The organism is Bradyrhizobium sp. F1.4.3 (assembly GCF_040548375.1).
Taxonomy (GTDB): Bacteria; Pseudomonadota; Alphaproteobacteria; order Rhizobiales; family Xanthobacteraceae; genus Bradyrhizobium.
This window is the reverse complement of sequence record NZ_JBEPRN010000006.1, coordinates 36,061-61,839: the sequence shown is the minus strand read 5'-3', so window position 1 is coordinate 61,839 and position 25,779 is coordinate 36,061. Positions and strand designations below refer to the sequence as shown.

Sequence of the window (25,779 nt, the reverse complement as noted above, 5' to 3'; positions counted from 1 at the left end):
TTGAGGGCGGTGCGCTGACGGCGTCAAGTGACGCACCGGTGATGTCACGCCGACGTGCCTGGCGTCATCGCAGAATGTGGCGAGGCAGCCAGAGTGAGATTTCCGGCAGGTAAGTGACGAGCATCAGCACGAACAGCATGACGCCATAGAATGGCCAGATCTTCCGCATGACCTCTTCGAGCGAGACCTTGCCCACCGCGCAGCCGACGAACAGGATTGCGCCGACCGGCGGATGGCACAGGCCGATGCCGAGGTTGAGCAGCATGATCATGCCGAAATGCACGGGATCGACACCGAAGTTCTGCATCACCGGCAGCAGGATCGGCGTCGCGATCAGGATCGAGGGCGCCATGTCGAGTAGCGTGCCCAGGAGCAATAACAGGACGTTGAGCAGCAGCAGGATGACGTATTTATTGTCCGAGATCGACAGGAAGAACGCCGTCATCTTCGCCGGCATCTGCGTCAGCGCCATGATATAGCCGACAGCGGATGCGCAGGCGATCAGCGTCATCACCATCGCGACGGTACGCAAGGTCCGGTGCAGCAATACCGGCAAATCGCGCCACTTATAGTCGCGGTAGACGAACATCGTGACGAAGAACGCCCAGATGCAGGCGACGGCGCCGGCTTCGATCGCGGTGAAGATGCCGCCCAAAATACCGCCGAGGATGATGACGAGCGTGATCAGGCCCCAGGCGGCGTCGATCGTGATCTTGATCGCGTCCTTGGCCGGGACGGTGCGGCCGTGCGGATGGCCTTCGCGATAGGCGATCGCGACGCACAGCACGATCAGGGAGAAGCCGAGCAGGAGGCCGGGAAAGACGCCCGCCATGAACAGCGCGCTGATCGAGATGGTGCCGCCGGTCGCGAGCGAATAGAGCACGGCATTGTGGCTTGGCGGCACCAGCAGCGCCTGCACCGAGGACGAAATAGTGAGGTTGGTCGCGAACACGCGCGGGTAGCCGTTCTTCTCCATTTGCGGGATCATCACCGAGCCGATCGCTGATGTGTCGGCCACGGCCGAGCCGGAGATGCCGCTGAGGAACGTCGTCGCCAGCACGTTGACGATCGAGAGCCCGCCGCGCAGCCGGGTCAAGCCGACCAGCACGTCGGCGAAGGCGACGAGACGGCGCGCCATGCCGCCTTCGGCCATGATAGCGCCGGCGAGCACGAAGAATGGGATCGTCAGCATCGCAACCTTGCTGACGCCGTCGGAGATCTTCAGCATCAGCGCTTCGAGGGGGATGCCGACCGACAGCGCGCCGGCGATCGCCGCCATCGCCAGCGAATAGGCGATCGGCATGCCGATCAGGAAGCAGACGACCATCGTGCCGAGCAGGATAAAGATGTCCATTACGATAACTCCTGGATCACTCGAAGGCCGCAGGCTCGGAATGCTTGCCGATCGGGTCCGGTGGCACGCCGAGGAAGATCCGTTCGATCACGAACAGGAGTAGACAGCCGCCGCCGATCGGGATCGGCAGGTAGGTGACCCCGACCGACAGTGAGGGGAAGTCGGCGATGGTGTTGTACCAGGTGATCTCGACCAGGCGTTCGCCCCAGATGACCATGAACAGCGCGATCAGCGCCATCAGGAGCTGAACGAGGATGTCGGTCGCCCGTTGCAGGGGCGGGGGAAGCCTCTTGGCGAAATAAGCGACGCTCATATGTAGGTTGAGTCGATAACCGGCGGCGGCGCCGATGAAGGTCAGCACGATCGTCAGAAGCACCGCCGTTGGTTCCGGCCAGGAAGCCGCACTGTTGAGTACGTAGCGCGTGAACACCGCCCATGGGATCACTGCGGAGATCGCGACCAGCGCGATGCAGCCGACGATCACGCACAACAGGTAGAGAAAGTCCATCGCTCGGCGAAACAGTGCGGCCATCCGCGTTTCCTGCTCTGTCAGTGGTTTAAGTTGTCGAGGCCAAAGCGCGATGAACCATCATCGCGCCTTGGCTCCTTGTTCGAGCATGATCTTTCCGGAAACCGCTACGCACTTTTCCGGATCATGTTCTAGAGCGCCTGGATGCGTTGGATCATGGCCTGGTATTTCGGGCCATATTTGTCCCACACCGGCTTGACCGCATCCTGGAATGGCTTCTTGTCGGTGATCTCCACGATCTCGCAGCCGGCGGCCTTGGCTTTCTCCATGGCCGTCGTTTCGTACTTCTTCCAGAGTTCGCGCTCCTCGAGCTGGGCTTCGCGCGCGAACTTCTTGATCAGCGCCTGGTCGTCGGCGGACAGCGCGGTCCAGGACCGCTTGGAGAAGCAGAGGATCTCGGGGATCACGAGGTGTTCGGTCAGCGAGTAGTATTTTGCGGCGGTGTAGTGATTGCTGAAAACATAGCTCGGCGGGTTGTTCTCTGCGCCGTCAATCACGCCGGTCTGCAACGAGCTGAACACCTGGTCGTAACCCATGGCGATGCCGTTGCCGCCGAGCGCGTTGACCATGTCGATGAAGATCGGGTTGCCGATGACGCGAAGCTTCAGGCCCTTGACGTCGGCGATCGACTTGATCGGATGTTTGGTGTTGTAGAAGCTGCGTGCACCCGAATCCATCCAGCACAGTCCGACCAGGTTCGCGTTCGGGCTTGCGGTGATCTTGTCCAGCAGCTCATGGCCGATGTCGCCGTCCATCATCTTCCAGGATTGCGCCACGTTCTTGAACAGGAACGGCATGTTGACGACGTTGATGTCGTCCACGATCGGACCGACCGCGCCGGCGCTGACGCGCAGCATCTGGATCGCGCCGATCTGGGTCTGCTCGATCGTCTCCTTCTCGGCGCCAAGCTGCGCGGAAGGATAGGTCTGGATCGAGAGGCGGCCTTGGGTTGCCTCGGCCAGCTTCTTGCCCATGCTCTCGACGGCAGCGACCGTCGGATAGCCGACCGGCTGCACGTCGGCGGCCTTGAACACGGTCTTGGTCTGGGCGTGGCCGGACGAGATCGGAGCCAGTGTTGCTGCTCCAAGTCCGGCGCTCAATTTGATGAAATCACGGCGTCTCATTGTAGTCCTCCCTCATTCCTTGTTTGGCGTATGTCGTTGATGACCGTGGTCCGGTCATTCCGTGCTGGCGAAAAACTCCGGATTGGTGTGTTGGGTCTGCGAGATGTCGCGGAGCAGCCGGTCGAGATGCCGCTCCATTGCGACACCTGCGCGTTGTGGATCGTGCGCCTCGATTGCCGCGAGGATCGGTTCGTGCTCGGCGATCACCTGCGTCATGCGCCCGGCCACCGGCAGGGTCAATTGGCGATAGCGGTCGACGTGAACCTTCACATGCAGGATCAGCGTCCAGATCCCTGGATGTTTTGCGACGTCGGCGACGGTGGCGTGGAACAGCTCGTCGGCCTGATGAAACGCGACACGGTCGCCGGCCTCGTCGGCTTCGCGCTGGCGCTCCACGATCGACCGCAATTGCAGGATTTGGCTCGTGGTGGCGCGTTCGGCCGCAAGCCGTGCGGTGGTCTCTTCCAGCGCTTTGCGGATGATGATGGCTTCGGGCAGCGCGGCGAGCGGGATGCGGGAGACGAAGATGCCCGATTGTGGGAAGACGTCGAGCAGGCCCTCGTCGGAAAGTTTGAGGATCGCCTCGCGCACCGGCGTGCGGCTCACGCCATAGGTCAGAGCGATCTCGGCTTCCGAGACCACTTCGCCCGGCCGCCGCCGCATCGACACCAGTTCGCCACGCAGCTCGGTATAGATGCGTGACGACGCCGTCGCCCGCCGCGGTGGCTTGCCGCGGCGTGGGCTGATGGCAGCCGGCGCGGACGCGGCCTGGGCTTTCCTCGTTGGGCGTGCAGACATGCTTGTGGTTGAAATTGATATATTAGTATACGAGGCAATCCGCGGCAAAATGTCAACAGAGGAAATAGGCTAACTGTGCGCCGCAACATAAGGAGGATTCGTCCGTGACGGACTATCGCAAGCTCTTCGATCTCACCGGTAAGACGGCCGTGGTGCTCGGCGCCGCCTCGGGCATCGGCAAATCGTCGGCCGAGGCGCTGGCCGGGCTCGGCGCCCGGGTTGTCTGCGCCGATCGCGCGCTTGACGCAGCGGAAGCGACCGCCGCCGGCATTCGTGACAACGGCGGCTGGGCCGAGGCGGCCGCGTGTGACGCCGCGAGCGCTGCGGATGTCAATGCGCTGGCCAAAACCGTGATGCAGAAATTTTCGCAGCTCGATATCGCGGTGACGACGCCCGGGCTCAACATCCGCAAGACCATCCTCGACTACACCGAGGAGGATCTCGACCGCGTCCTCACGCTCAACGTCAAGGGCACGGTCTGGTTCCTCCAGGCGTTCGGCCGCATCATGGTCGAGCAGAAGGGTGGCAGCATCATTGCCTGCTCCTCGGTGCGCGCGGTGACCATCGAGCCCGGCCTTGGCGTCTACGGCTCGACCAAGGCGGCGATCGGCTTGCTGGTGAAAGGCTTTGCCTCGGAGGTCGGCCGCTCCGGCGTGCGCGTCAATGCGATCGCGCCGAGCATCGCCGAGACCGCGCTGACCGGCCCATTCAAGCAGCGGCCAGACATCTACAATCTCTACGCTGGTCATACCGTATTCAACCGCTGGAGCAGCGCCGACGAGGTCGCGACGGCTGTCGCCTATCTCGCCTCGGATGCTGCGAGCTATGTCAGCGGCAGCACGCTGTTCGTCGACGGTGGCTGGACCGCCGTCGACGGTCCGCCAACCGGTCTCACCGAGCTGCACAAATAGGGCGATCATCCGCACCTAGCCGGCAAAGCCCACGCGCTGGCGCAGTTCCTTCCGGTCTGCGTCGGTCAGCAAGGCGATCAGCGCGGCCGCCTCCTTCGGATGGGCGGCTCGCGCGGTCACACCGGCTGTGTACATCGTCACGAGCTCGCAGCCCGGCGGCAGCGATCCTGACAGCGCGATGCCCTCGGTCGCGATGATCTCGGTCGCCTGCGTGCATCCGATCGGCCGTTGCGCGGTGGAAGCCGCGAGCTCCCGCATCGCAGTCGCGCCGTTCGGAAATATCTTGAGGCGCGAGGCAACCTCATAGGCGATGCCGAGCTGATCCAGTACCTTTGCGAGGTGCTGACCCGCGGTCGACGCCTTGGTGTCCGGCACGAAGATCGCGTCCGCGGCGCGCAACACCTCGCGCAGATCGGCTTCGGTTTTGACCGTCACCTTGGGATCGCGGCTGCGAACCGCGAGTGCGGTCTCAACCCGGCCGACATCTGCAACCGAAGAGGGGATAACGAGCTTCTCGTCGGCAAGTTTGGCAAGGAGCGCCTGCGTCAGGATGACGAGATCAGCCGACGTACTTGCGCGCAGCTTGTCGGCCATCACGCCGACTGCGCCGAATTCGCCGTCGATGCCGAATCCGGTCTGCGCCTTGAAGGCGTCGGTGAGGCCGCGCACCAGGCCTTGCGCCGCGCCGCCGCTCAAAATGGTCACTGTCGTCACGATGCAAGCTCCATGGCTGCGATGATCTTGTCGCGCGTCATCGGCAGGTCGCGGACGCGCACGCCGAGGCAATCGTAGACGGCATTCACGATTGCGGCGGTCACCGGGCCGTGGGCGGCTTCGCCGGCGCCGACCGGCTCGATCTCCGGCCGCTGGATGATCTCGACGTCCACGGCCGGTACCTCGCTGAAGGTCAGGATCGGATAGTCCGTCCAGGACGTCGATGTGATGCGCGTCCGGTCGAAGCGGACACGCTCCTTCAGCACCCAGCTCGTCGCCTGGATCGCGCCGCCCTCGATCTGATTGACCACGCCGTCCGGATTGATGGCTTCGCCGACATCGACCGCAAGTGTCAGCCGCTTGACGCGGATGTCGTCGGAGCCTTCGATCTCGGCAATCGCCGCGCAATAGGCGCCCGTATTCTTGTAGCGCGCGAAGCCGACACCGTGACCGACACCGGATCGCTTCTGCGGCCTCCATGCGGCACGTCGTGCGGCGGCGCGGATGACGTCCCTGGCGCGCTCGTCTTGCAGATGGCGTAGGCGGAGCGCGACCGGGTCTTCGCCGCGCAAGGCGGCGATCTCGTCGAGCAGTGATTCGATCGCGAATACATTGCCCTGCGCCCCCAGGGTCCGCAGCGCCGAGGTGCGTACCGGCATGGTCAGCAGCCGGTGGCTCGTGATCGTCCAGGCCGGGAGGTCATAGAGCGGAACGGAGTTGCGATCTCCGCCGCCGCCATTGGCCGCGGCCGGGTTCGTCGAGATCATGCGGGGGTAGGGATTTTCGATCTCGGTCGCCGCAAGCAGCGCAGGCTGCGCCGCGCGCCCCGGCCGCGCCGCATGGCCATTGCTCCAGATCGTATGGCACCAGCCAGTGATCTCATCGTCGGTGTCGAGATCGGCCTCGATCTCGATAGCCATCGCCGCGCCAAACGGTGCATGGGACATCTCGTCGTGGCGCGACCACTGCACCCGGACCGGACGGCCTCCGGCAGCCTTGGCCAGCAGCACGGCATCGAGCGCGACGTCATCGGCCGCATTATGTCCGTAGCAGCCGGCGCCCTCCATGTGCTCGACGACGATGTTCTCGAGCGGCAGCTTGAGCACGATCGCGAGATCGGCGCGCAGCAAATAGACACCCTGGCTGTGTGTCCAGACATGGACACGATCGCCGTCCCATCGCGCCATGGCACAGGATGGTGCGATCGAGGCATGCGCGATGTAGGGACGGGTGTATTGCCGACTGAGGGTGCGGGCAACCTTCTTTGTCGTGGCCGTTGTTCTGGTGTCGATGACGGTCGTCTCGACCGGCTGGCTCTTCAGGAAGCCTGCCAGTTCATCTTCATTGGGCAGCGGCTCGCCGGCCGACCATGTCGCGCCCTTGCGCAAGGCTTTCAGAGCAGTCTCAGCCGCTTCCTCGCTGTCGGCAACCACGCCGGCAAAGCCGCCGTCGCGAGCGATCACTACGACGCCCGGAAGGGCGCGCGCGGACTCTTCGTCGAGCGCGGTCAGCCTTGCGCCCGAAATGTCCGGCCGCAGCACGCGTCCGTGCAGCAACTCCGGCAGCGCACGGTCATGGATGAAGCGTGGCCGCGCGAACACCTTGTCGGAAATATCGACGCGCTGGACCGAATGTCCCGCGACGGCGCGCATGGCGGCGCTCTTCGCCGTTGCGCCCGCAGTGGCGTCGTGGTCGAGCGAGACGTCGCCGGCCAGCTCCCAATAGCTGGTCCTGACATTGCCGGGACCCGAGATCGTGCCGTCATCGACACCAAGCAGCGGGGCATCGACCCCGAGACGTTCCGACGCCGCGGTGAGGAAGCGCTGCCGTACCTCGGCACAGGCGTGGCGTAGCGCGCGGCCGGACTGCTGGACCGACAGGCTGCCCGAGGTAACGCCTTCGTTCGGGCTGGTCGCTGTCGAGGCGCGGATCATTTCGATCCTGATGATATCGACATCGAGTTCGTCCGCCGCGATCTGCGCCAGTGCCGTGACGATGCCTTGGCCGATCTCGACCTTGCCGGGCGTGATCGCGACACGACCTTCGTCGGTGAACCTCACCCAGGACGACAGTCTTGGATTGGCCGCCAGACTGACCGGCAGTTTCGGGGCGGGGGACGGCGCACTCATGACGTCGCTATCTCCGACGCTGCCCGCAGCACGGCGCGCACCATGCGGTTATGCGATCCGCAGCGGCACAGATTGCGATCCAGCGCCGTTCTGACCTCCGCCTCCGTCGGCGACGGGTTGCGCTTCAGCAGCGCCGCAGCGCTGATCAGGATCCCCGAGACGCAATAGCCGCATTGCATCGCCTGCTCGGAGATGAAGGCACGTTGCAGCGGATGCGGTTGCTCCGCCGTGCCGAGGCCTTCCACCGTGACGACGTCCTTGTCCGCGACCGACCACATCGGCATGTCGCAGGAGGCCATCGCGCGGTCGTCAACCATGACATGGCAGGCGCCGCATTCGCCGGTTCCGCAGCCGAAATGCGAACCGGTGACGCCGAGCCGACCGCGCAGCACATCGAGCAGTGTGTGATCCGGATCGGTATCCACGGCTATCGCCGCGCCATTGAGCTGGAATTGAATGGTAGGCATTGTCGCTCTAAGCCTCAGGACTTGTCGAACTTCTTGACGACGTCGGCCCATTTTTCGATGTCGCCGCGCAGGAATTTTTCGAACTCCTCCGGCGTCATCGACATGGGCACCGCACCTTGCTCTGTCCAGAGCTTTATGATGTCGGGCCGTTTCACCATCGCGTTCACGGCGGCATTGAGCTTGTCGATGATTGGCTTCGGCGTGCCGACCGGTGCCATCAGGCCGAGCCAGATTGTGGCTTCATAGCCGGGTACGCCGGACTCATTCGCGGTCGGCACGTTCGGCAGCGCAGCGGAACGCTGCCTGCCCGTGGTCGCGAGTGCACGCACCTGGTTCTCCCCGATATTGGGCGCCATCGCCGGAACAGCATCGATCATCATCTGTACCTGCCCGCCGATCACGCCGCTGCGCGCTTCGCCGCTGTTGCGATAGGGCACGTGGACGAGGTCGATGCCGGCCATCGCTTTGAACAGTTCGCCGGCCATGTGATAGGGCGTGCCCTGGCCGGAGGAGGCGTAGTTCAGCTTGCCCGGCTGCGATCTCGCGATCGCGATGAACTCCTGCAACGATTTCGCCGCGACCTGCGGGTTCACCACGATGACGAGGTCGGAATAGTTCACCGGCGCGATCGGTGCGAGGTCGCGCATCAGCTCGTATTTGCGCTGCTCGGGCGTCAGCAGCGATTCGTTGGCCGTCTGGGTGTTCGACATCATCAGCAACGTGTAGCCGTCGGCCGGCGACTTCGCCGCCTCGACGGTGCCGATGACGCCGCCCGCACCCGTGCGGTTCTCGATGACGAAGGGCTGCCCAAAACTCTCCTGGAGGGCATTGCCGATCAGCCGCGCTGCAACGTCCGCTGGCCCGCCCGCGCCGAAAGGCACGACGATCCGGACCGCGTGGGCGGGATAACCTTGCGCGAAGGACGGGGCAGCGGACAATGTGGTGAGCAGGCCGGCGGCCAGCGCCAGCACGATTCTTCGGGCCTTCATGCCCACCTCCCTGATGTCGTTCTTGTTGGGCGGCACTCTAGCGGTATGGCGCGCGGGCTGTCGACGCCTCACAAAGTCGATTGGGGACGGAATATCGGGCCGTTTTCGGTGTGATCGCGCGGCAATTCGCGGGCGTAGCAGGAACCTGTCGCGCGCGCGACTTGAGCAAATCGCATGGGCATTGCCGGATAAATGCGCTCGGCGGGCTGGTATTTTGGTGTTACGAATGGCCATGAACCAGCACGCCAAGATCGAGATCCGCCACTCCACCTGTCCGCATGATTGCCCGTCGGCTTGTGCCCTCGATATCGAGGTGGTGGAAGGCCGGAGCATCGGCCGCGTCCGCGGCTCGAAGAAGCAGACCTATACGGCCGGCGTGGTCTGCGCCAAGGTCGCCCGCTATGCCGAGCGCATCCATCATCCCGAGCGGCTGATGTACCCGATGCGTCGGACCGGGCCGAAAGGCTCCGGGCAGTTCGCGCGCATCTCCTGGGACGAGGCGCTCGACGAGATCGGGCATCGCTTCAACCAGGCCGAGCGCGAGTTCGGCGCGGAATCGATCTGGCCCTATTACTACGCGGGCACGATGGGGCTGGTGATGCGCGACGGGCTCAATCGCCTCGCGCATGTGAAGAAATATTCGCGCTTCTATTCGACGATCTGCGCCAACATCGCGCGCGTCGGTTATGCCGTCGGCACCGGCAAGATCGCCGGCGTCGATCCGCGCGAGATGGCGCTCTCCGACCTCGTCGTGATCTGGGGCACCAACCCTGTCAACACGCAAGTCAACGTGATGACGCACGCTGCCCGTGCCCGCAAGGAGCGCGGCGCCAAGATCGCGGCGGTCGATGTCTACGACAACGAGACCATGAAGCAGGCCGACATCAAGATCCTCCTGCGCCCCGGCACCGACGGCGCATTCGCCTGCGCAGTCATGCATGTCCTGTTTCGCGACGGCTATGCCGATCGCGCCTACATGGACAAATACACCGATTGCCCGGCCGAGCTCGAGGCGCATCTGAAGACGCGCACCCCCGAATGGGCCTCCGCCATCTCTGGCGTGCCGGTGTCCGAGATTGAGGCTTTTGCCAAATTGGTCGGCGAGACCAAGCGGACGTTCTTCCGTCTCGGCTACGGTTTTACCCGCTCCCGCAACGGCGCGACACAGATGCATGCGGCGCTGTCCATCCCCGCAGTGACGGGTGCCTGGCAGCATGAAGGCGGCGGCGCCTTCTTCAACAATTATGCGCTGTGGCATTTCAACGAATCCATCATCGAAGGTCACGACGCGATCGACAAGACCACGCGTGCGCTCGACCAGTCGCAGATCGGCCGCATCCTCACCGGCGATGCCGAGGCCTTGCATGGCAAAGGGCCAGTCAAGGCGATGTTGATCCAGAACACCAACCCGATGACGGTGGCGCCGGAGCAGGCGCGGGTAGCCCAGGGCTTTGCGCGTGAGGATCTGTTCGTCGCGGTGCACGAGCAATTCATGACCGAGACGGCGCAGATGGCCGACATCGTGCTGCCGGCAACGATGTTCATGGAGCACGACGACCTCTACTACGGCGGCGGCCATCAGCACATCTCGGTCGGCCCCAAGCTGATCGATCCACCCGGCGAATGCCGCTCCAACCATCAGGTCCTGCAAGCGCTGGCGCCGCGCCTTGGTGCCAAGCATCAGGGCTTCGACATGACGCCGCGCGAATTGATCGACGCGACGCTGAAGCTGAGCGACCATGGCGACATCGCCGGCCTCGAGGCCGATATCTGGCGCGACCTGCAACCGGACTTCCGGACCGCGCACTACCTCGATGGCTTCGCCCACGCCGACAAGAAATTCCACTTCAAGGCCGACTGGGCGAATCCGCCGTTCGGCTTGATGATGGGCGAGTTCGACAAGATGCCGTCGCTGCCGGACCATTGGGCCGTGATCGAGCACGCTGACCAGGCACATCCGTTCCGGCTTGCCACCAGCCCCTCGCGCAGCTTCCTCAACACCACCTTCAACGAGACGCCGTCCTCGCAGGCGCGCGAGGGCAAGGCGAGCGTGATGATCCATCCGATGGATGCGGCTTCCCTCGACATTGCGAAGGGCGACGCCGTGACCGTCGGCAATACCCGCGGCGAGACGACGCTGATCGCAACGTTGTTCGAGGGCGTGCGGCGTGGCGTCCTGATCGCGGAGTCCGTCCATCCGAACAAGGATCATATCGGCGGCCGCGGCATCAACATGTTGACCGGCGCCGAAGCCGTCGCGCCGATCGGCGGGGCTGCGTTCCACGACAACAAGGTCTGGATCAGGAAAGCTGCCGCGGCTTGAGGCGCGCTCGCGCTTTGACCGCTTGCAAATTTGTGTCGAGGCGCTAAAGCGGCGCCTCGTCACAGATTGCCCTTGCACCTCGCGTCCGAGCTGCCGCAAATGGCTGCAAAACGGGAGCAAGGAAGCAACGCCATGACCGACACCACAAGCGTCATCACCGAGAAGCGCGGGCAGGTGTTCTGGATCACCATCAACCGGCCAGAGAAACGCAACGCGTTGAACGGCGAGGTGATCGCCGGCATCACCAAAGGCTATCGCGATGCGCATGACGACAAAGATGTCCGCGTCATCGTGCTGACCGGCGCGGGCGACAAGGCGTTCTGCGCCGGCGCCGATCTGCAGAATTCCGGCGCCGCTTTCGCGATGGATCATTCCAAACCAAATGTCGACTATGCCGATCTGTTGCGTTTGTCACAGAACGCCACCAAGCCGGCGATTGCGCGGGTCGGCGGCGTCTGCATGGCCGGCGGCATGGGCCTTCTGTGCATGACCGACATGGCGGTCGCGGCCGATCACGTCATCTTCGGCCTGCCGGAGGTCAAGGTCGGCGTGTTCCCGATGCAGGTGCTGAGTTTGTTGCAGACCATCGCGCCGCCGCGCCTCGTCAACGAATGGGCGCTCACGGGCGAGCCGTTCGATGCGAAGGTGGCGCAAGCGGCCGGCTTGCTCAATTACGTCGCGCCCACGGCCGAGCTCGACGCCAAGGTCGACTGGCTGATCGGGCGCATCGTCGACAAATCGCCGACCGCGATCCGCCGCGGCAAATACGCCATGCGCGCTATCGCCTCGATGTCGTTCGACGAGAGCATCGCCTACACCGAAAGCCAGATCGCGCTGCTCGCGATGACCGAGGATGCGAAGGAGGGACTGAAGGCGTTCGGTGAGAAGCGCAAGCCGGTCTGGACGGGGCGGTGAGGGGAGCCATTCTCGTGTCCCGGACGCGCTGCAACGCGCAAGCGTTGCTGCGCAGAGCCGGGATCCAGAAGGCGGCGCGGCACACTCGGCGAGATGGGCCCCGGCTCTGCAGCGCACCGCTGAAGAAGCGCTGCGCCGCGTCCGGGGCACGAGAGCGTAGGACGACCTATCCATATTCAACTCTCAAGCAGCAGACACGCCTTCGCGTTCTCGCGGCTCATTTCGCCCGAGTTTTGCCCTGCTCGTCACGCCCTCTCGCAAAAGAGGGCGCAGGGAAGGCCGGGTGCCGGCTGGCACCCGCAAACTCCCGTGCGAGAACGTTGCACACGCAAGGCACAGGAGAGACACAGGGCAGCCGAAACATCCGGCCTTCCCTGCGCAGTGGTTTGACGGCTTATGCGCGCTCTCCCCGGAGACGAATTCGGTCTTGCCTCCGTCACATCTGCGAAATTCACGGACACCGCCCCGGTTGAAGCAACGCCGCCTCCGCAAAGGCTTGACCGTAGCAACGACGGCCAGGACCACACGTTTTGCCGTACGCTTCGAGCGCCGTTCGTCCGCACGCCGCCGGGATCTCACGGGGTTCATCCCGCCCTGCTCCCGCGTCTCGTGCCCGACGCTTCCCGCGTCCACCGCAGCCCGATCCGCGGCTCGTGACGACGTACGACCGCCCCTTTTCCCGGATCAGGATGGCGGCAGGATGCGGCAAATCGAAAATTCTGTAAAGACGAATATTTTGGCGAGGGGCGGTTGACCGAGGGCTGGCGTGTTTTGCCCGACGGGCAACGCAAGCGCTGGTGCGTAGGGTGGGTTAGCCGAAGGCGTAACTCACCGCTTCCGTTCCGGCGGAGGCTGAAGAGGTGGGTTACGCTTCGCTAACCCACCCTACGAAGCCGTCACCCCGCGTTGGCCTTCAGCCCCGCCGCCTGGATGCCGGCCACCGCGCAGGCTTCGTCATTGTCGGAGGTGTCGCCGGAGACGCCGACGGCGCCGAGCAGGGTGGTGCCGTCCATGATCAGCACGCCGCCGGGGACCGGCACCAGCGCGCCCCTCGCGATGGTGTTCACGGCGTCGATGAAATAGGCCTGCTCCTGGGCGCGCTGGTATAGCGCGCGCGAACCCATGCCCAGTGCGAGCGCGCCATAGGCCTTGCCGTGGGCGATCTCGGCGCGCATCAGGCTGGTGCCGTCCTGTGCCGCGGCGAGCTTGAGGACGCCGCGCGCGTCCAGGATGGTGACGACGAGCGGCTTGAGCTTGAGTTCGGTGGCCTTCACGAAGGCGGCGTCGAGGATCTTGCGAGCGGTGTCGAGCGTGAGTTCAGCCATGGCTGGTTTCCTTTTCAGGGGGAGAAGTGGAATTGGTTTCGGCGCGATCGAGGCTCATCGCCAGCACGCGCGCGACGTGAAGGGCCTCGCGCTGCGTACCGTCGTGGATCTGGTGGCGGCAGGAGGTGCCGTCGGCGACGACCAGCGTCGCCTTGTCTGCGCGCCGCACGGCAGGCAGCAGCGACAGCTCGGCCATCTCAATCGAGGCATCGTAGGTGTCTGTGCCGTAACCGAAGGCGCCCGCCATGCCGCAGCAGCTCGACTCGATGGTCTCGACCTTGAGGCCGGGGACAAGGCGCAGCACCTGCTCGACCGGCTTGAAAGCGCCGAAGGATTTTTGGTGGCAATGGCCGTGGACCATCGCCTTGTCGGCGACGGCGCCGAGCGGCAGTTGCAGCCGGCCGGCTTCCGCCTCATGCACCAGAAATTCCTCGAAGGTCAGGGCGTGCGCGCCGACCGCTTTGGCGTCGTTGTCCTTGCGCAGCGAGGCAAGCTCGTCGCGCAGCGTCAACAGGCAGCTTGGCTCGAGGCCCACAATCGGCACGCCGCGTGCGGCAAAGGGCGCGAAAGCTGCCACCAGCCGGTCGAGCTCGGATCTGGCTTCGTCGACGAGGCCGGCCGACAGGAAGGTGCGACCGCAGCACAGCGGCCGGCTGCCGCCCGCAGGCTTCGGCAGATGCACGCGATAGCCGCCGGCGGAGAGTACGCGCAACGCGTCGTCGAGATTTTCACGTTCGTAGATGCGGTTAAAGGTGTCGGCGAACAGCACAACCTCGCGGCCGGTCTCCGGCCCAATGCTATCGGCGGGCGGCACAAAGACGTCGTTACGGAACGCGGGGAGAGCGCGGCGCGCGCTGATGCCGGCAAAACGCTCGAACAGCTTTCGCAGCAGCGGGCTGTGATTGCGCAAATTCGCCAGCGGCGCAAAGCGCGACGCGAGGCCGGCATAGCGCGGGAGATAGCCGACCAGGCGGTCGCGCAGTGTCAGGCCGTGTGAGGCTGCGCGCGCGGCGAGCACTTCGATCTTCATCTTAGCGATGTCGACGCCGGTCGGGCATTCGTGGCGGCAGGCCTTGCAGGAGACGCAGAGTTTCAGCGTCTCCATCATCTCGTCGGAGGAAAGCGCGCCCGCGCCGAGCTGGCCGGAGATCGCCAGCCGCAGCGTGTTGGCGCGGCCGCGCGTGACGTCCTTCTCGTTCCGCGTCGCGCGGAAGGACGGGCACATCACGCCGCCCTCGAGCTTGCGGCAGGCGCCGTTGTTGTTGCACATCTCGACCGCGCCCTGGAAACCGCCGCCAGCGCCGGGATAAGCTGACCAGTCGAGCTTCGTCTTCAGCTCAGTGACGCGATAATCCGGCCGGTAGCGGAACAGCGAGCGATCGTCCATTTTCGGCGCATCGACAATCTTGCCGGGGTTGAGGACGCCTTCGGGATCAAAGCGCTGCTTCACCTCTTTGAAGTCGGCGACGAGACGCTCGCCGAACATCGTGGTGTGAAACTCGGAGCGCACCAGGCCGTCGCCATGCTCGCCGGAATGCGAGCCCTTGTATTCACGCACCATCGCGAAGGCTTCCTCCGCAATGGCCCGCATCGCCTTGACGTCCTTCTCCAGCTTCAAGTTCAGCACGGGGCGCACATGCAGGCAGCCCTCGGAGGCGTGGGCATACATCGTGCCGCTGGTGCCGTGCTTGGCAAAAACCTCGCTCAATCGCGCGGTGTAGTCGGCGAGATGCGGCAGCGGCACGGCGCAGTCCTCGACGAAGGAGACCGGCTTGCCTTCCTGCTTCATCGACATCATGACGTTGAGGCCGGCGGCGCGGAAATCGGCGATGCCGCCCTGAAGCGCGGGCTCGGTAATCTCGACCACGCCGCCCCATTTGCGCTGGTCGTTATTCCAGCCGAAGCCGAGATCGCCCATCAGCTCGCCGAGCTGCTTGAGGCGCAGAAGATTGTCCGCCTGGTCCTCCTCGGCGAACTCGACCACCAGCACCGCATCCGGATCGCCCTTGATCGCGGCCGAGATAATGGGGCGGAACATCGCGATGTCGCGGCCGAGCGCGATCATGGTGCGGTCGACCAGCTCGACGGCGATCGGCTTGAGTTTTACGAGATGCTGAGCCGCATCCATGGCCTCGTAGAAGCTGCCGAAGTGGCAGACGCCCAGCGCCTTGTTGCGGATGACGGGCCACAGCTTCAGCTCGACCTTGGTGGTGAAGGCCAGTGTGCCTTCGGAGCCGACCAGCAGATGCGCCATGTTGTTGGGCGCGTTGCGCGGCACCAGCGCATCGAGATTGTAGCCGCCGACGCGGCGCTGCACCTTTGGGAAGCGCGCGGCGATCTCCTCGGCCTCGCGCGCGCCGAGGTCGAGCATGTCGCGGAACAGGGCGCGGGCGTTGTTGCTTGCATCGACGTCGGAGAGATCGCGCGACACCTCGCCGAAGCGGTTCAGCGTGCCGTCCGCGAGGGCTGCTTCCATCGACAGCGTGTTGTCGCGCATGGTGCCGTAGCGCAGCGAACGGCCGCCGCAGGAATTGTTGCCGGCCATGCCGCCGATGGTGGCGCGCGAAGCCGTAGAGACGTCGACCGGAAACCACAGGCCGTGCTTTTTGAGCTGGCGGTTGAGGTCATCGAGCACGATGCCGGGCTCGACCACGCAGGTGCGGTTCGCGACGTCGAGTGACAGGATGCGGTTCAGGTGTTTTGAGAGATCGACGACGAGGCCGTCATTGACGGTCTGGCCGCATTGCGAGGTGCCGCCGCCGCGGGGCGTCACCTTCACCCCCTCGTCGCGCGCAATCGCCAGTGCGCGCAGCGCCTCGTCCATGGTCTTGGGCACCACCACGCCCGCCGGCATGATCTGATAGAACGAGGCATCGGTGGCGTAGCGGCCGCGGCTGAAGCCGTCGAACAGGACGTCGCCGGTCATTTCCGCGCGCAGGCGCCGTTCGAGCGAGGAGGCGTTTGTCATCCCTGATCCCGGACTGATCCGACAAGGCGTCCCGCCCGGTCGAATTATTCATTCTTGTTTCTGACCGATTATATTATGAATTCAAAATGAGCAAGCCAACCGCCCCTTAAAGCGCTGCAGGCGCCTGGTCCTGGGGCTCGGTCAGGTGCTCGATCGCCGCCGCCCGCTTGTTGCGCAGGTGCTGGAACAGAATGTCGCTCAGCTCGCTGCCGGCGCGGCGGCGCAGCGCATCGAGAATGGCCTCGTGCTCGCGCATCGCTTCCGCCCAGCGCTGTCGCTTGCGAGCGAAATTGGCGGAGTAGCGGACGCGGCGGATCCGGCCGGCAAAGTTGCCGTAGGCCGTCTTCAGTGTCTCATTGCGTGCGGCTGCGACGATGCTCTCATGGATGCGTTGGTTGGTCTGGAAATAGCCGTGCATGTCGCGGTGCAGATAGTGGCCGTACATCTCGTAATGCAGCTGCTCGATCGCGGCGATTTCCGCATCGGTGATGGCCTCGCAGGCCAGCCGGCCGGCGAGGCTCTCCAGCCCTGCCATGACGTCGAACAGTTCCTCGAGGTCGCGCTGGCTGAGCTGGCGCACCCGCGCGCCGCGGTTGGGCAGGAGCTCGATCAGGCCCTCCGCGGCGAGCACTTTTAGAGCTTCGCGCAAGGGCGTGCGGGAGATGCCGAACATCTCGCAGAGCTGGCGTTCGGGAACGCGCGCACCGTCGGGAATGTTGCCTTCCACGACGTGGTCGCGCAGCCGCAGCAGGATCTCGCCATGGAGCGAGGCCTCCTGACGATCGCCGCCATTGCCGGCCGGCGGGGCGATCGGAACCCCGGTGTCGGGAATCGTGGATTTCATTTGCAGCACAGTAGTTTGCTCAATTGACCGCGTCGACGTCCACAATCGAATACCAAATTTTGATTGAAATGACAAAAAATGAATGCAAAATGGCCAAATGAGCCGGCGAGAATCCGCTGCCAGGGAGGTTTTCATGCATCAGGGACGCCATTTCCTTCAGATTCCGGGCCCGAGCCCGGTCCCCGAGCGCGTCCTGCGCGCCATGGACATGCCGGTGATCGACCATCGAAGCGCAGAATTCGGCGAGCTCGGCCGGACCGTGCTCGAAGGCAGCCAGAAAATCTTCCAGACCGCAGGTCCGGTCGTGATCTTCCCCTCGTCGGGGACGGGCGCCTGGGAGGCCGCGATCGTCAACACGCTGTCGCCGGGCGACAAGGTGCTGATGGTCGAGACCGGCCATTTCGCCACCCTGTGGCGGCAGATGGCGGGCCGCTTCGGTATTGAGGTCGACTTCGTTCCCGGCGACTGGCGCCGCGGCGCCGATCCGGCCGTGATCGAAGCCAGGCTCACCGAGGATACCGCGCGCGCGATCAAGGCGGTGATGGTCGTGCACAACGAGACCTCGACCGGTGCGACCAGCCGCGTCGCCGAGATCCGCGCTGCGATCGACCGCGCCTCGCATCCGGCGCTGTTGATGGTCGACACCATTTCGTCGCTCGGCTCGGTCGACTACCGCCACGGCGAGTGGAGGGTCGATGTCAGCGTGAGCTGCTCGCAAAAGGGTTTCATGCTGCCGCCCGGCCTCGGCTTCAACGCGATCTCGGAGAAGGCCCGCACTGCTTCGAAGACCAACAAGATGCCGCGCTCCTATTTCGACTGGGAGGAGATGCTCAAGCCCAACGCAAAGGGCTTCTTCCCCTACACGCCAGCGACCAACCTTCTCTACGGCCTGCGCGAGGCGATCGCGATGCTGCTGGAGGAAGGGCTCGACAACGTCTTCGCGCGCCATCAGCGGCTAGCTGCCGCAACGCGCGCCGCCGTCAATCATTGGGGCCTCGAGGTGCTCTGCCAGGAGCCATCGGAATTCTCGCCGGTGCTCACGGCGGTATTGATGCCGCCGGGACATGATGCCGATCAGTTCCGTCAGATCGTGCTCGAGAATTACAACATGTCGCTCGGGTCGGGCCTGTCGAAAGTCGCCGGAAAGGTCTTCCGCATCGGCCATCTCGGCGAATGCAACGCGCTGACGTTGCTCGGTGCGCTCACCGGCGTGGAGATGGGCCTGTCGGTTGCCGGCGTGCCGCACCGCTCTGGCGGCGTCGACGTCGCGATGAAGCTGCTGGAACAGCGTCCGCAGGGCAATGCATCGCCGCATTTGAAAGTCGTCGGCACTTAAAACGCGCGGGACACGCAACGACAATCATAACAAAAGATCAGGGAGGGTGGAGATGGGAGTTCGGTTCAAGGCCACGCATGTCGTGCTGGCGATGCTGTGCGCGATGTATTTCATCACCTATGTCGACCGGGTGAACATCGGCACGGCGGCGAGCGAGATCCAGAAGGAACTCGGCCTCTCGAACACCCAGCTTGGCCTCGTCTTCTCCGCCTTCGCCTATCCCTATCTGCTGTTCCAGGTGATCGGCGGCTGGGTCGGCGATCGTTTCGGGCCGCGCAAGACGCTGTTCTGGTGCGGCATGATCTGGGCGGCGGCCACCATCATGACCGGCTTCGTGCACGGTCTTGCCGCGCTGTTCATCGCGCGCTTCGCACTTGGCTTCGGCGAGGGCGCGACGTTCCCCACGGCGACGCGCGCGATGCAATACTGGACGCCGGCGAACCGCCGCGGCTTCGCGCAGGGGCTCACTCATTCCTTCGCCCGGCTCGGCAATGCGATAACGCCACCGGTGGTCGCGCTCCTGATCCTCTGGCTGACCTGGCGCGGCGCGTTCGTCGTACTCGGCTTCGTCAGCCTGGTTTGGGGCGTCATCTGGGTCTGGTACTTCCGCAATGAGCCGAAGGAGCATGCCTCCATCACGGAAGCCGAGCTCGCCGCATTGCCGCCGCGCCCGACCGGCGAGCGGCCGCGCGTGCCCTGGGGCCCGCTGTTCGGCCGGATGTGGCCGGTGACGCTGACCTATTTCTGCTACGGCTGGAGCTTGTGGCTCTACCTCAACTGGCTGCCGCTGTTCTTCAAGAACAACTACAATCTCGACATCAAGAACTCCGCGCTGTTCGCCTCGGGCGTCTTTTTCGCCGGTGTGGTCGGCGACAGTGTCGGCGGCGTGCTGTCGGACAAGATCCTCGATCGCACCGGCAATGTCCGCCTGGCGCGGCTGAGCGTCACCGTTGCGGGATTTACGGGCGCGCTGCTCTCGCTGTTTCCGATCCTGTTCGTCCACGACATCACGATCGTCGCGCTGTGCCTGTCGGCCGGCTTCTTCTGCGCCGAACTGGTGATCGGCCCAATGTGGTCGATCCCGATGGACATCGCCCCGAAATATTCCGGCACCGCCTCGGGGCTCATGAATACCGGCTCGGCCTTCGCCGCCATCGTGTCCCCGCTCGTTGCCGGCTTCGTGATCGACGCGACCGGCAACTGGTACCTGCCGTTTCTGATGTCGATGGGGCTGTTGCTGCTCGGCGGCTTTTCCGCCTTCCTGATGCATCCCGAGCGCCCGTTCGCCGAGGCCGAGGAGCGGGTTTCCTCGGGAACGGTGGTGGCTGCGGAGTAGCGGGCGGCCTCAGGGCAGAGGTCCGCCGGTTACGCATGGGAGGCGCCTTAAGGAGAGGGGACAAGCCGGTCAAATGGTGCTATTCGGCGGCCATCAAAATCAAGGCAAGACCGGGAAGGACGCCGATGACCGTGCACACTGGAAGGCATTTTCTCCAGATTCCTGGACCGACCAACGTGCCCGACCGGGTGCTGCGGGCGATGGACATGCCGACGCTGGACCATCGCGGCCCGGAGTTCGCCGAACTCGGTTTTGGCGTGCTTGCCGCAATGCAGCGCGTGTTCCGCACCAAGCAGCCCGTGATCATTTTCCCCTCGTCCGGCACCGGCGCCTGGGAAGCGGCGATGGTCAACGTCTTCTCACCCGGCGACAAGGTGCTGATGTGCGAGACCGGCCAGTTCGCCGTGCTGTGGCGCGGCATCGCCGAGAAGTTCAAGCTCGATGTCGACTTCGTCCCGAGCGACTGGCGCCATGGCGCCGACCTCGCCGAGATCGAGAAGCGCCTCGTCGCCGACAAGCAGCACACGATCAAGGCGGTCTGCGTCGTGCACAACGAGACCTCGACCGGCTGCGTGACGCCGCCGCTGGAGGTGCGCAAGCTGCTCGATCGCGTCAAGCATCCGGCGCTGCTGATGGTCGACACCATCTCCGGCCTCGGCTCGATGGAATACGAGCACGATTCCTGGGGCATCGACGTCTCGGTCGCGGGCTCGCAGAAGGGCCTGATGCTGCCCCCGGGCCTCGGCTTCAACGCCGTCTCGGAGAAGGCACTCACTGTTGCGAAGGCCAACCCCGGCATGCGCTCCTACTGGGACTGGCAGGAGGTCATCACCTTCAACCAGCTCGGCACCTTTCCCTATACGCCCGCCACCAATTTGCTCTACGGCCTGCGCGAAGCGGTCAAGATGCTGGAAGAGGAAGGGCTCGAGAACGTCTGGACCCGCCACAAGCGCCACAGTGCGGCGACACGTGCCGCAGTCAAGGTCTGGGGCCTGGAGACGCAGTGCGCCGATCCTGCCGCACACTCGCCGGCGCTGACCGGTGTGCGCGTGCCGGACGGACACGACGCCGACGCCTTCCGCAAGGTGGTGCTGGAGAATTTCGACATGTCGCTCGGCACCGGCCTGAACAAGGTCAAGGGCAAGGTTTTCCGCATCGGCCATATCGGCCATTTCAACGATCTGATGCTGATGGGCACGCTCGCCGGCGTCGAGATGGGCCTGGATCTTGCAAAGATCCCGCACAGGAGCGGTGGCGTGTTGGCGGCTATGGACGTCTTGAAGGGACGTGACGTGGTGCCGATGGCCAAAGCTCAGGTGGCCTGAACCAATGTTATTGAACTGAAGAGAACGCGCGATGAACGCACCGACGACGACCAACGAAGACCTGCTCTACTCCGTCCAGGACGGGATCGCGCGGCTCACCTTCAACCGCCCGCAGGCGCGCAACGCGCTGACCTTCGCCATGTATGAGCGCATGGCGGAGATCTGCCAGGAGATCAACGCTGATCGTTCGATCAAGGCGCTGATCATGACCGGCGCCGGCGACAAGGCGTTCGCCTCCGGCACCGACATTTCTCAGTTCCGTGCGTTCAAAACCGCGCAGGACGCGCTCGAATACGAGGCCCGGATCGACCGCGTGCTCGGTACGCTCGAAATGGTCCGCGTGCCCGTGATCGCCGCGATTGCGGGCGCTTGCACCGGCGGCGGCGCCGGCATTGCGGCCTGCTGCGACATCCGGATCGGGACCGAAGCGACGCGGATCGGCTTTCCGATCGCGCGCACGCTCGGCAATTGCCTGTCGATGTCGAATATCAGCCGCATCGTCTCGCTGGTGGGACCTGCGCGCACCAAGGACATGATCTTTAAGGCGCGCCTGGTCGAGGCGCCGGAAGCGCTTGCGCTCGGCCTGCTCAGCGAGGTCGTACCCGACGTCGAGACGCTCCAGCGCCGTGCGGATGAGACTGCAAAGCTCGTCGCGAGCCATGCGCCGCTCACGCTCGAAACGACCAAGGAAGCGGTGCGCCGCATCCGCCGCACGCTGTCGCGCGAAGAGGGCGAGGACCTGATCCTCAAGGCCTATATGAGCGAAGATTTTCGTGAGGGCATGGACGCCTTCCTCAACAAGCGCACGCCGAACTGGAAGGGCAAGTAGCGCATAGCGCCTCGCCGCACCGGCTTTGCGAGCTGCGCGCGGGCTCCGCAAGGGGCCCGCGCTTTTTTGCGGGCCTAGCCGTGCTTGCAATCACTCTCATTCCAAAGTCATAAGCGGTGCGACGTTGGGCAGCTTGAACTGGCCGGCGTTCGCCCGCACAATGCAATTCGCCTTTACTTCACGAATTGCCAATCCGAACAAGAACTAGGCAAGAATTTGGGGAAGACGCGCGTGGGACATGGAATGAAGGCCGCGATCACGCTGGCGGCCGTACTTTGGGCTGCGCCGGCATTTGCCGGCTGGGAGCCGACGAAACCCGTCGAGATCGTGGTGGCGGCGGGCGCAGGCGGCGCCTCCGATCAGATGGCGCGGATGATGCAGGCCGCGATCCAGAAGAACAATCTGATGAAGCAGCCGATTGTGGTCTCGCTCAAGGGCGGTGCCTCGGGGGCCGAAGCGCTGATGTACATGAAGTCCAGCGAGGGCGATCCGAACAAGGTGCTGATCGCCTATTCGCTGATCTACATGCTGCCGCTGTCGGCCAAGATTCCGTTCAACTGGCGCGAGCTGACCCCGGTCTCGGTGATTGCGCTCGACCAGTTCGTGCTGTGGGACAACAGCGCCGGTCCCAAGACGGTGAAGGAATTCGTCGAGGCCGCGAAGGCGGCATCCTCGCCGTTCAAGATGGGCGGTACCGGCTCCAAGCGCGAGGATCACGTGCTGACCGTCTTCCTCGAGCAAAAGACCGGCGCGAAATTCTCCTATCTGCCCTACAAGTCCGGCGGTGAGGCCGCGACCCAGCTCGTCGGCAACCACACCGAATCCAACGTCAACAATCCATCCGAAAATCTCGAAGTCTGGCGTGCGGGGCAGGTGCGTCCGCTCTGCGTGTTCGACAAGGAGCGCATCTCCTACACCAGCAAGGTGACGGACACGCAGTCCTGGGCCGACATCCCGACCTGCAAGGAGGAGGGCGTCGACGTCCAGTATCTGATGCTGCGTGCGATGTTCCTGCCCGGCAAGGTCACGCCGGAGCAGCAGGCCTTCTATGTCGAGCTGTTCCACAAGGTGACGCAGACTGCCGAATACAAGGATTACATGGAAAAGCAGGCGTTGAAGCCGATCTTCCTCACCGGCAAGGACATGGTGCAGTTCCTCGAGGAGGACGATGCGACCAACAAGTCGCTGATGACGGAAGCCGGATTCGTCGCGAAGTAGACTCTCTTCTTCTTCCTCGCCCCGTTCTTACGGGGAGAGGGTTGGGGTGAGGGGCGCTCTCCGCGTGTCCAATGCTCACCGTCCCCGCGGAGACCCCCCTCACCCCAACCCTCTCCCCGCAAGCGGGGCGAGGGAGAATTGACCGCACTCCGTCCCTGACAGAGCATGTCCCAAACTGATCTTGAAATCGTCGTCGACGATCCGACCGCGCCTGAAGAGGACTCGCCCGCCGTGGCGAGCGCCGGCACGGTCGAGATCGTCGTCTGCTTCCTGCTGCTCGCGCTGGCCGCAATCCTCGGCTACGACAATTGGCGCACCGGCGCCTCCTGGGATTCGACCGGGCCGGAGCCCGGCTATTTCCCGTTCTATCTTTCCATCATCCTCGGCGGCGGCAGCCTCTATGGCCTGGTTACCGCATTCCTCGCGCGTCGTGCTGTGCCCGAGACCTTCGTCACACGCGCGCAAGCCCGCCGCGTGATGGCGGTGTTCGTGCCGACGCTGCTGTTCTGTCTGGTGACGCAGTTCCTCGGGCTCTATGTCGCGAGCTTTCTCCTGATCGCAGGCTTCATGCGGCTGGTCGGCAAGATCGCGCTGTGGAAGTCGCTGCTCACGGCCTTCCTGTTCACGGCGATCATGTTCGTCACCTTCGACATCGCCTTCGACGTCATCATGCCGAAGGGACCGCTCGAAGCGGCCTTCGGCTACTAGGCGGGCCCGCGATGGAAGCTTTCGGTCTCTTGCTGCACGGCTTCGCCGTCCTGCTGACGTGGAAGACGCTCGTGCTAATGATGGTCGGGCTGGTGCTCGGCATCTTCGTCGGCGTGCTGCCGGGGCTCGGCGGCCCCAACGGCGTCGCGATCCTGCTGCCGCTGACCTTCACGATGGATCCGACCTCGGCGATCGTGATGCTGTCCTGCATCTATTGGGGCGCGCTGTTCGGCGGCGCGATCACCTCGATCCTGTTCAACATTCCCGGCGAGGCCTGGTCGGTCGCGACCACCTTCGACGGCTATCCGATGGCGCAACAGGGCAGGGCGGCCGAAGCGCTGACCGCGGCGTTCACGTCTTCCTTCATCGGCTCGCTGGTCGCGGTGCTCCTGATCACCTTCCTCGCGCCGATGATCTCGTCCTTTGCGCTGAAGTTCGGCCCGCCCGAGTTCTTTGCGGTCTATCTGTTGACCTTCTGCTCCTTCGTCGGCCTCGGGCGTGAGGCCAAGCACAAGACGGTCATCTCGATGTCGCTGGGGCTGCTGCTCGCCGGCGTCGGCATGGACACGGTGTCGGGCCAGTTGCGCATGACCTTCGGCTCCGCGGAGCTTCTGCGCGGCATCAACTTCCTGGTCGCCGTGATCGGCCTGTTCGGCATCAGCGAGATCCTGCTGACCATGGAGGAGCGCCTCGCGCTACGCGGTCATGCGGCGAGCATCTCGCTGCGCGTGGTGTTGAGCGTCTGGAAGGACCTGCCGAAATACTGGGTGACGCTGCTGCGCTCCTCCTTCATCGGCTGCTGGCTCGGCATTACGCCGGGCGGCGCGATCGCGGCGTCCTTCATGGGCTACAACCTCGCCAAGCGCTTTTCCAAGGATCCGGAGAGCTTTGGCAAGGGCCGCATCGAAGGCGTGTTCGCGCCGGAGACCGCTGCGCACGCCTCCGGCACCGCGGCGCTCTTGCCGATGCTGGCACTCGGCATTCCCGGCTCCGGCACCGCCGCGATCCTGCTCGGCGGCTTGATGGTGTGGGGGCTCAATCCTGGTCCGCTGCTGTTCATCGAGCACAAGGATTTCGTCTGGGGCCTGATCGCCTCGATGTATCTCGGCAACGTCGTCGGCCTCGTGCTGGTGCTGACGACGGTGCCGATCTTCGCCTCGATCCTGCGCGTGCCGTTTGCCGCAGTGGCGCCGATGATCGTGGTGTCCTGCGCGATCGGCGCCTATGCGATCCAGAACGCGATGTTCGACATCTGGCTGATGTTGGGCTTTGGCGTCGTCGGCTACGTCTTCAAGAAGATCGGCATACCGCTTGCGCCGTTCACCCTGGCGCTAGTGCTCGGCAACCGCGCCGAAGATGCCTTCCGCCTGTCGATGATTGGCTCCGGAGGCGACCTCAAGGTGTTCTGGTCCAACGGCCTGGTCGGATCGATTACGACGCTGGCGATCGTGCTGCTGTTTTGGCCGGTGATCGACGGCCTGCTCACCCGCGTCGGATGGACGCAGCGGGCGAAGCCGGCACCGAACTAGCAAATTCGCTGGCCCGTGGTCGCGATGTACTGAGACCAACAGAGGCGTCCAACAAGAAGCAAAGCGTGGCCTGTGCCGGGCTTTTCGTTGGAGGCGCGACGCGCGGCG

Annotated in this window: 21 protein-coding genes; 10 read left to right on the top strand and 11 right to left on the bottom strand. The window is 64.4% G+C overall.

Annotated elements, in window-relative coordinates; all coding sequences use genetic code 11:
- Positions 1-64 precede the first annotated feature (64 nt).
- From ABIB73_RS18615 to ABIB73_RS18600, 4 genes are all read right to left on the bottom strand, one after another.
- A complete protein-coding gene (locus ABIB73_RS18615) occupies positions 65-1,354 on the bottom strand; it encodes a TRAP transporter large permease (RefSeq protein WP_354226056.1) in 1,290 nt (429 codons plus the stop codon).
- A gap of 16 nt (positions 1,355-1,370) precedes the next feature.
- Positions 1,371-1,886: a TRAP transporter small permease gene (locus tag ABIB73_RS18610; protein WP_354226054.1), complete on the bottom strand. Its 516-nt coding sequence runs from the start codon at positions 1,884-1,886 to the stop codon at positions 1,371-1,373.
- A 128-nt stretch (positions 1,887-2,014) separates the two neighbouring features.
- Positions 2,015-3,007, bottom strand: a complete 993-nt coding sequence (locus ABIB73_RS18605) for a TRAP transporter substrate-binding protein (RefSeq protein WP_354226052.1) — start codon at positions 3,005-3,007, stop codon at positions 2,015-2,017.
- Positions 3,008-3,061: 54 nt separating this feature from the next.
- Positions 3,062-3,805: a GntR family transcriptional regulator gene (locus ABIB73_RS18600; protein ID WP_354226050.1), complete on the bottom strand. Its 744-nt coding sequence runs from the start codon at positions 3,803-3,805 to the stop codon at positions 3,062-3,064.
- Between the two features lie 104 nt (positions 3,806-3,909).
- On the opposite strand from ABIB73_RS18600, the gene ABIB73_RS18595 reads away from it, so the two are divergent.
- Positions 3,910-4,716: an SDR family NAD(P)-dependent oxidoreductase gene (locus ABIB73_RS18595; protein WP_354226048.1), complete on the top strand. Its 807-nt coding sequence runs from the start codon at positions 3,910-3,912 to the stop codon at positions 4,714-4,716.
- 15 nt (positions 4,717-4,731) lie between these two features.
- Here the strand turns inward: ABIB73_RS18595 and ABIB73_RS18590 are convergent, their stop codons facing one another.
- From ABIB73_RS18590 to ABIB73_RS18575, 4 genes are read right to left on the bottom strand one after another with little or no spacing between them, the layout of a single operon-like run.
- Positions 4,732-5,430 (bottom strand): molybdate ABC transporter substrate-binding protein, encoded by a 699-nt coding sequence (locus ABIB73_RS18590; protein ID WP_354226046.1) that lies wholly within the window; start codon positions 5,428-5,430, stop codon positions 4,732-4,734.
- The gene (locus ABIB73_RS18585) at positions 5,427-7,559 is read right to left on the bottom strand and encodes a xanthine dehydrogenase family protein molybdopterin-binding subunit (RefSeq protein ID WP_354226044.1); all 2,133 of its coding nucleotides are present in this window, start codon (positions 7,557-7,559) and stop codon (positions 5,427-5,429) included. Before ABIB73_RS18585 ends, ABIB73_RS18590 begins: the two co-directional genes overlap by 4 nt.
- On the bottom strand, positions 7,556-8,026 hold the full coding sequence (locus ABIB73_RS18580) for a (2Fe-2S)-binding protein (RefSeq protein ID WP_354226042.1): 471 nt from the start codon (positions 8,024-8,026) through the stop codon (positions 7,556-7,558). Before ABIB73_RS18580 ends, ABIB73_RS18585 begins: the two co-directional genes overlap by 4 nt.
- A 14-nt stretch (positions 8,027-8,040) precedes the next feature.
- Positions 8,041-9,015 carry a Bug family tripartite tricarboxylate transporter substrate binding protein gene (locus ABIB73_RS18575; protein ID WP_354226040.1) on the bottom strand — a complete coding sequence of 325 codons (975 nt, stop codon included), beginning with the start codon at positions 9,013-9,015 and terminating at the stop codon, positions 8,041-8,043.
- Positions 9,016-9,247: 232 nt separating this feature from the next.
- On the opposite strand from ABIB73_RS18575, the gene ABIB73_RS18570 reads away from it, so the two are divergent.
- Positions 9,248-11,338, top strand: coding sequence for a molybdopterin-dependent oxidoreductase (locus ABIB73_RS18570; protein ID WP_354226452.1), 2,091 nt, complete (start codon positions 9,248-9,250; stop codon positions 11,336-11,338).
- Positions 11,339-11,470: 132 nt separating this feature from the next.
- Positions 11,471-12,253 carry an enoyl-CoA hydratase/isomerase family protein gene (locus ABIB73_RS18565; RefSeq protein WP_354226038.1) on the top strand — a complete coding sequence of 261 codons (783 nt, stop codon included), beginning with the start codon at positions 11,471-11,473 and terminating at the stop codon, positions 12,251-12,253.
- A gap of 896 nt (positions 12,254-13,149) precedes the next feature.
- Here the strand turns inward: ABIB73_RS18565 and ABIB73_RS18560 are convergent.
- From ABIB73_RS18560 to ABIB73_RS18550, 3 genes are all read right to left on the bottom strand, one after another.
- Positions 13,150-13,578 carry a GlcG/HbpS family heme-binding protein gene (locus ABIB73_RS18560; RefSeq protein WP_354226036.1) on the bottom strand — a complete coding sequence of 143 codons (429 nt, stop codon included), beginning with the start codon at positions 13,576-13,578 and terminating at the stop codon, positions 13,150-13,152.
- On the bottom strand, positions 13,571-16,546 hold the full coding sequence (locus ABIB73_RS18555) for an FAD-binding and (Fe-S)-binding domain-containing protein (RefSeq protein WP_354226034.1): 2,976 nt from the start codon (positions 16,544-16,546) through the stop codon (positions 13,571-13,573). The genes ABIB73_RS18560 and ABIB73_RS18555 overlap by 8 nt, the downstream gene beginning before the upstream one ends.
- A gap of 106 nt (positions 16,547-16,652) precedes the next feature.
- On the bottom strand, positions 16,653-17,390 hold the full coding sequence (locus ABIB73_RS18550; protein WP_354226032.1) for a GntR family transcriptional regulator: 738 nt from the start codon (positions 17,388-17,390) through the stop codon (positions 16,653-16,655).
- A gap of 133 nt (positions 17,391-17,523) precedes the next feature.
- Here ABIB73_RS18550 and ABIB73_RS18545 point away from each other — a divergent pair, with 133 nt between their 5' ends.
- The 7 genes from ABIB73_RS18545 to ABIB73_RS18515 all read left to right on the top strand — a co-directional run bounded on the left by ABIB73_RS18545 (position 17,524) and on the right by ABIB73_RS18515 (position 25,671).
- Entirely contained in the window at positions 17,524-18,726 is a 1,203-nt protein-coding gene (locus ABIB73_RS18545) for a pyridoxal-phosphate-dependent aminotransferase family protein (RefSeq protein ID WP_502918439.1), read from the top strand.
- A 52-nt stretch (positions 18,727-18,778) separates the two neighbouring features.
- The gene (locus ABIB73_RS18540) at positions 18,779-20,062 is read left to right on the top strand and encodes an MFS transporter (RefSeq protein ID WP_354226028.1); all 1,284 of its coding nucleotides are present in this window, start codon (positions 18,779-18,781) and stop codon (positions 20,060-20,062) included.
- A gap of 125 nt (positions 20,063-20,187) precedes the next feature.
- Positions 20,188-21,387: a pyridoxal-phosphate-dependent aminotransferase family protein gene (locus tag ABIB73_RS18535; protein WP_354226026.1), complete on the top strand. Its 1,200-nt coding sequence runs from the start codon at positions 20,188-20,190 to the stop codon at positions 21,385-21,387.
- 31 nt (positions 21,388-21,418) lie between these two features.
- Positions 21,419-22,216, top strand: a complete 798-nt coding sequence (locus ABIB73_RS18530; RefSeq protein ID WP_354226024.1) for an enoyl-CoA hydratase/isomerase family protein — start codon at positions 21,419-21,421, stop codon at positions 22,214-22,216.
- Between the two features lie 243 nt (positions 22,217-22,459).
- Positions 22,460-23,434, top strand: a complete 975-nt coding sequence (locus ABIB73_RS18525) for a Bug family tripartite tricarboxylate transporter substrate binding protein (RefSeq protein ID WP_354226022.1) — start codon at positions 22,460-22,462, stop codon at positions 23,432-23,434.
- Positions 23,435-23,599: 165 nt separating this feature from the next.
- Positions 23,600-24,142, top strand: coding sequence for a tripartite tricarboxylate transporter TctB family protein (locus ABIB73_RS18520; RefSeq protein ID WP_354226020.1), 543 nt, complete (start codon positions 23,600-23,602; stop codon positions 24,140-24,142).
- 11 nt (positions 24,143-24,153) lie between these two features.
- Positions 24,154-25,671: a tripartite tricarboxylate transporter permease gene (locus ABIB73_RS18515; protein ID WP_354226018.1), complete on the top strand. Its 1,518-nt coding sequence runs from the start codon at positions 24,154-24,156 to the stop codon at positions 25,669-25,671.
- The last annotated feature ends 108 nt before the right edge of the window (positions 25,672-25,779 follow it).

Coding starts and splice junctions, on each gene's coding strand:
- ABIB73_RS18560 (WP_354226036.1), bottom strand. CDS start 13,578: ATGGCTGAACTCACGCTCGACACCGCTCGCAAGATCCTCGACGCCGCC.
- ABIB73_RS18515 (WP_354226018.1), top strand. CDS start 24,154: ATGGAAGCTTTCGGTCTCTTGCTGCACGGCTTCGCCGTCCTGCTGACG.
- ABIB73_RS18555 (WP_354226034.1), bottom strand. CDS start 16,546: ATGACAAACGCCTCCTCGCTCGAACGGCGCCTGCGCGCGGAAATGACC.
- ABIB73_RS18540 (WP_354226028.1), top strand. CDS start 18,779: ATGGGAGTTCGGTTCAAGGCCACGCATGTCGTGCTGGCGATGCTGTGC.
- ABIB73_RS18605 (WP_354226052.1), bottom strand. CDS start 3,007: ATGAGACGCCGTGATTTCATCAAATTGAGCGCCGGACTTGGAGCAGCA.
- ABIB73_RS18525 (WP_354226022.1), top strand. CDS start 22,460: ATGAAGGCCGCGATCACGCTGGCGGCCGTACTTTGGGCTGCGCCGGCA.
- ABIB73_RS18520 (WP_354226020.1), top strand. CDS start 23,600: ATGTCCCAAACTGATCTTGAAATCGTCGTCGACGATCCGACCGCGCCT.
- ABIB73_RS18530 (WP_354226024.1), top strand. CDS start 21,419: ATGAACGCACCGACGACGACCAACGAAGACCTGCTCTACTCCGTCCAG.
- ABIB73_RS18575 (WP_354226040.1), bottom strand. CDS start 9,015: ATGAAGGCCCGAAGAATCGTGCTGGCGCTGGCCGCCGGCCTGCTCACC.
- ABIB73_RS18570 (WP_354226452.1), top strand. CDS start 9,248: ATGAACCAGCACGCCAAGATCGAGATCCGCCACTCCACCTGTCCGCAT.
- ABIB73_RS18535 (WP_354226026.1), top strand. CDS start 20,188: ATGACCGTGCACACTGGAAGGCATTTTCTCCAGATTCCTGGACCGACC.
- ABIB73_RS18615 (WP_354226056.1), bottom strand. CDS start 1,354: ATGGACATCTTTATCCTGCTCGGCACGATGGTCGTCTGCTTCCTGATC.
- ABIB73_RS18565 (WP_354226038.1), top strand. CDS start 11,471: ATGACCGACACCACAAGCGTCATCACCGAGAAGCGCGGGCAGGTGTTC.
- ABIB73_RS18585 (WP_354226044.1), bottom strand. CDS start 7,559: ATGAGTGCGCCGTCCCCCGCCCCGAAACTGCCGGTCAGTCTGGCGGCC.
- ABIB73_RS18550 (WP_354226032.1), bottom strand. CDS start 17,390: ATGAAATCCACGATTCCCGACACCGGGGTTCCGATCGCCCCGCCGGCC.
- ABIB73_RS18545 (WP_502918439.1), top strand. CDS start 17,524: ATGCATCAGGGACGCCATTTCCTTCAGATTCCGGGCCCGAGCCCGGTC.
- ABIB73_RS18580 (WP_354226042.1), bottom strand. CDS start 8,026: ATGCCTACCATTCAATTCCAGCTCAATGGCGCGGCGATAGCCGTGGAT.
- ABIB73_RS18600 (WP_354226050.1), bottom strand. CDS start 3,805: ATGTCTGCACGCCCAACGAGGAAAGCCCAGGCCGCGTCCGCGCCGGCT.
- ABIB73_RS18610 (WP_354226054.1), bottom strand. CDS start 1,886: ATGGCCGCACTGTTTCGCCGAGCGATGGACTTTCTCTACCTGTTGTGC.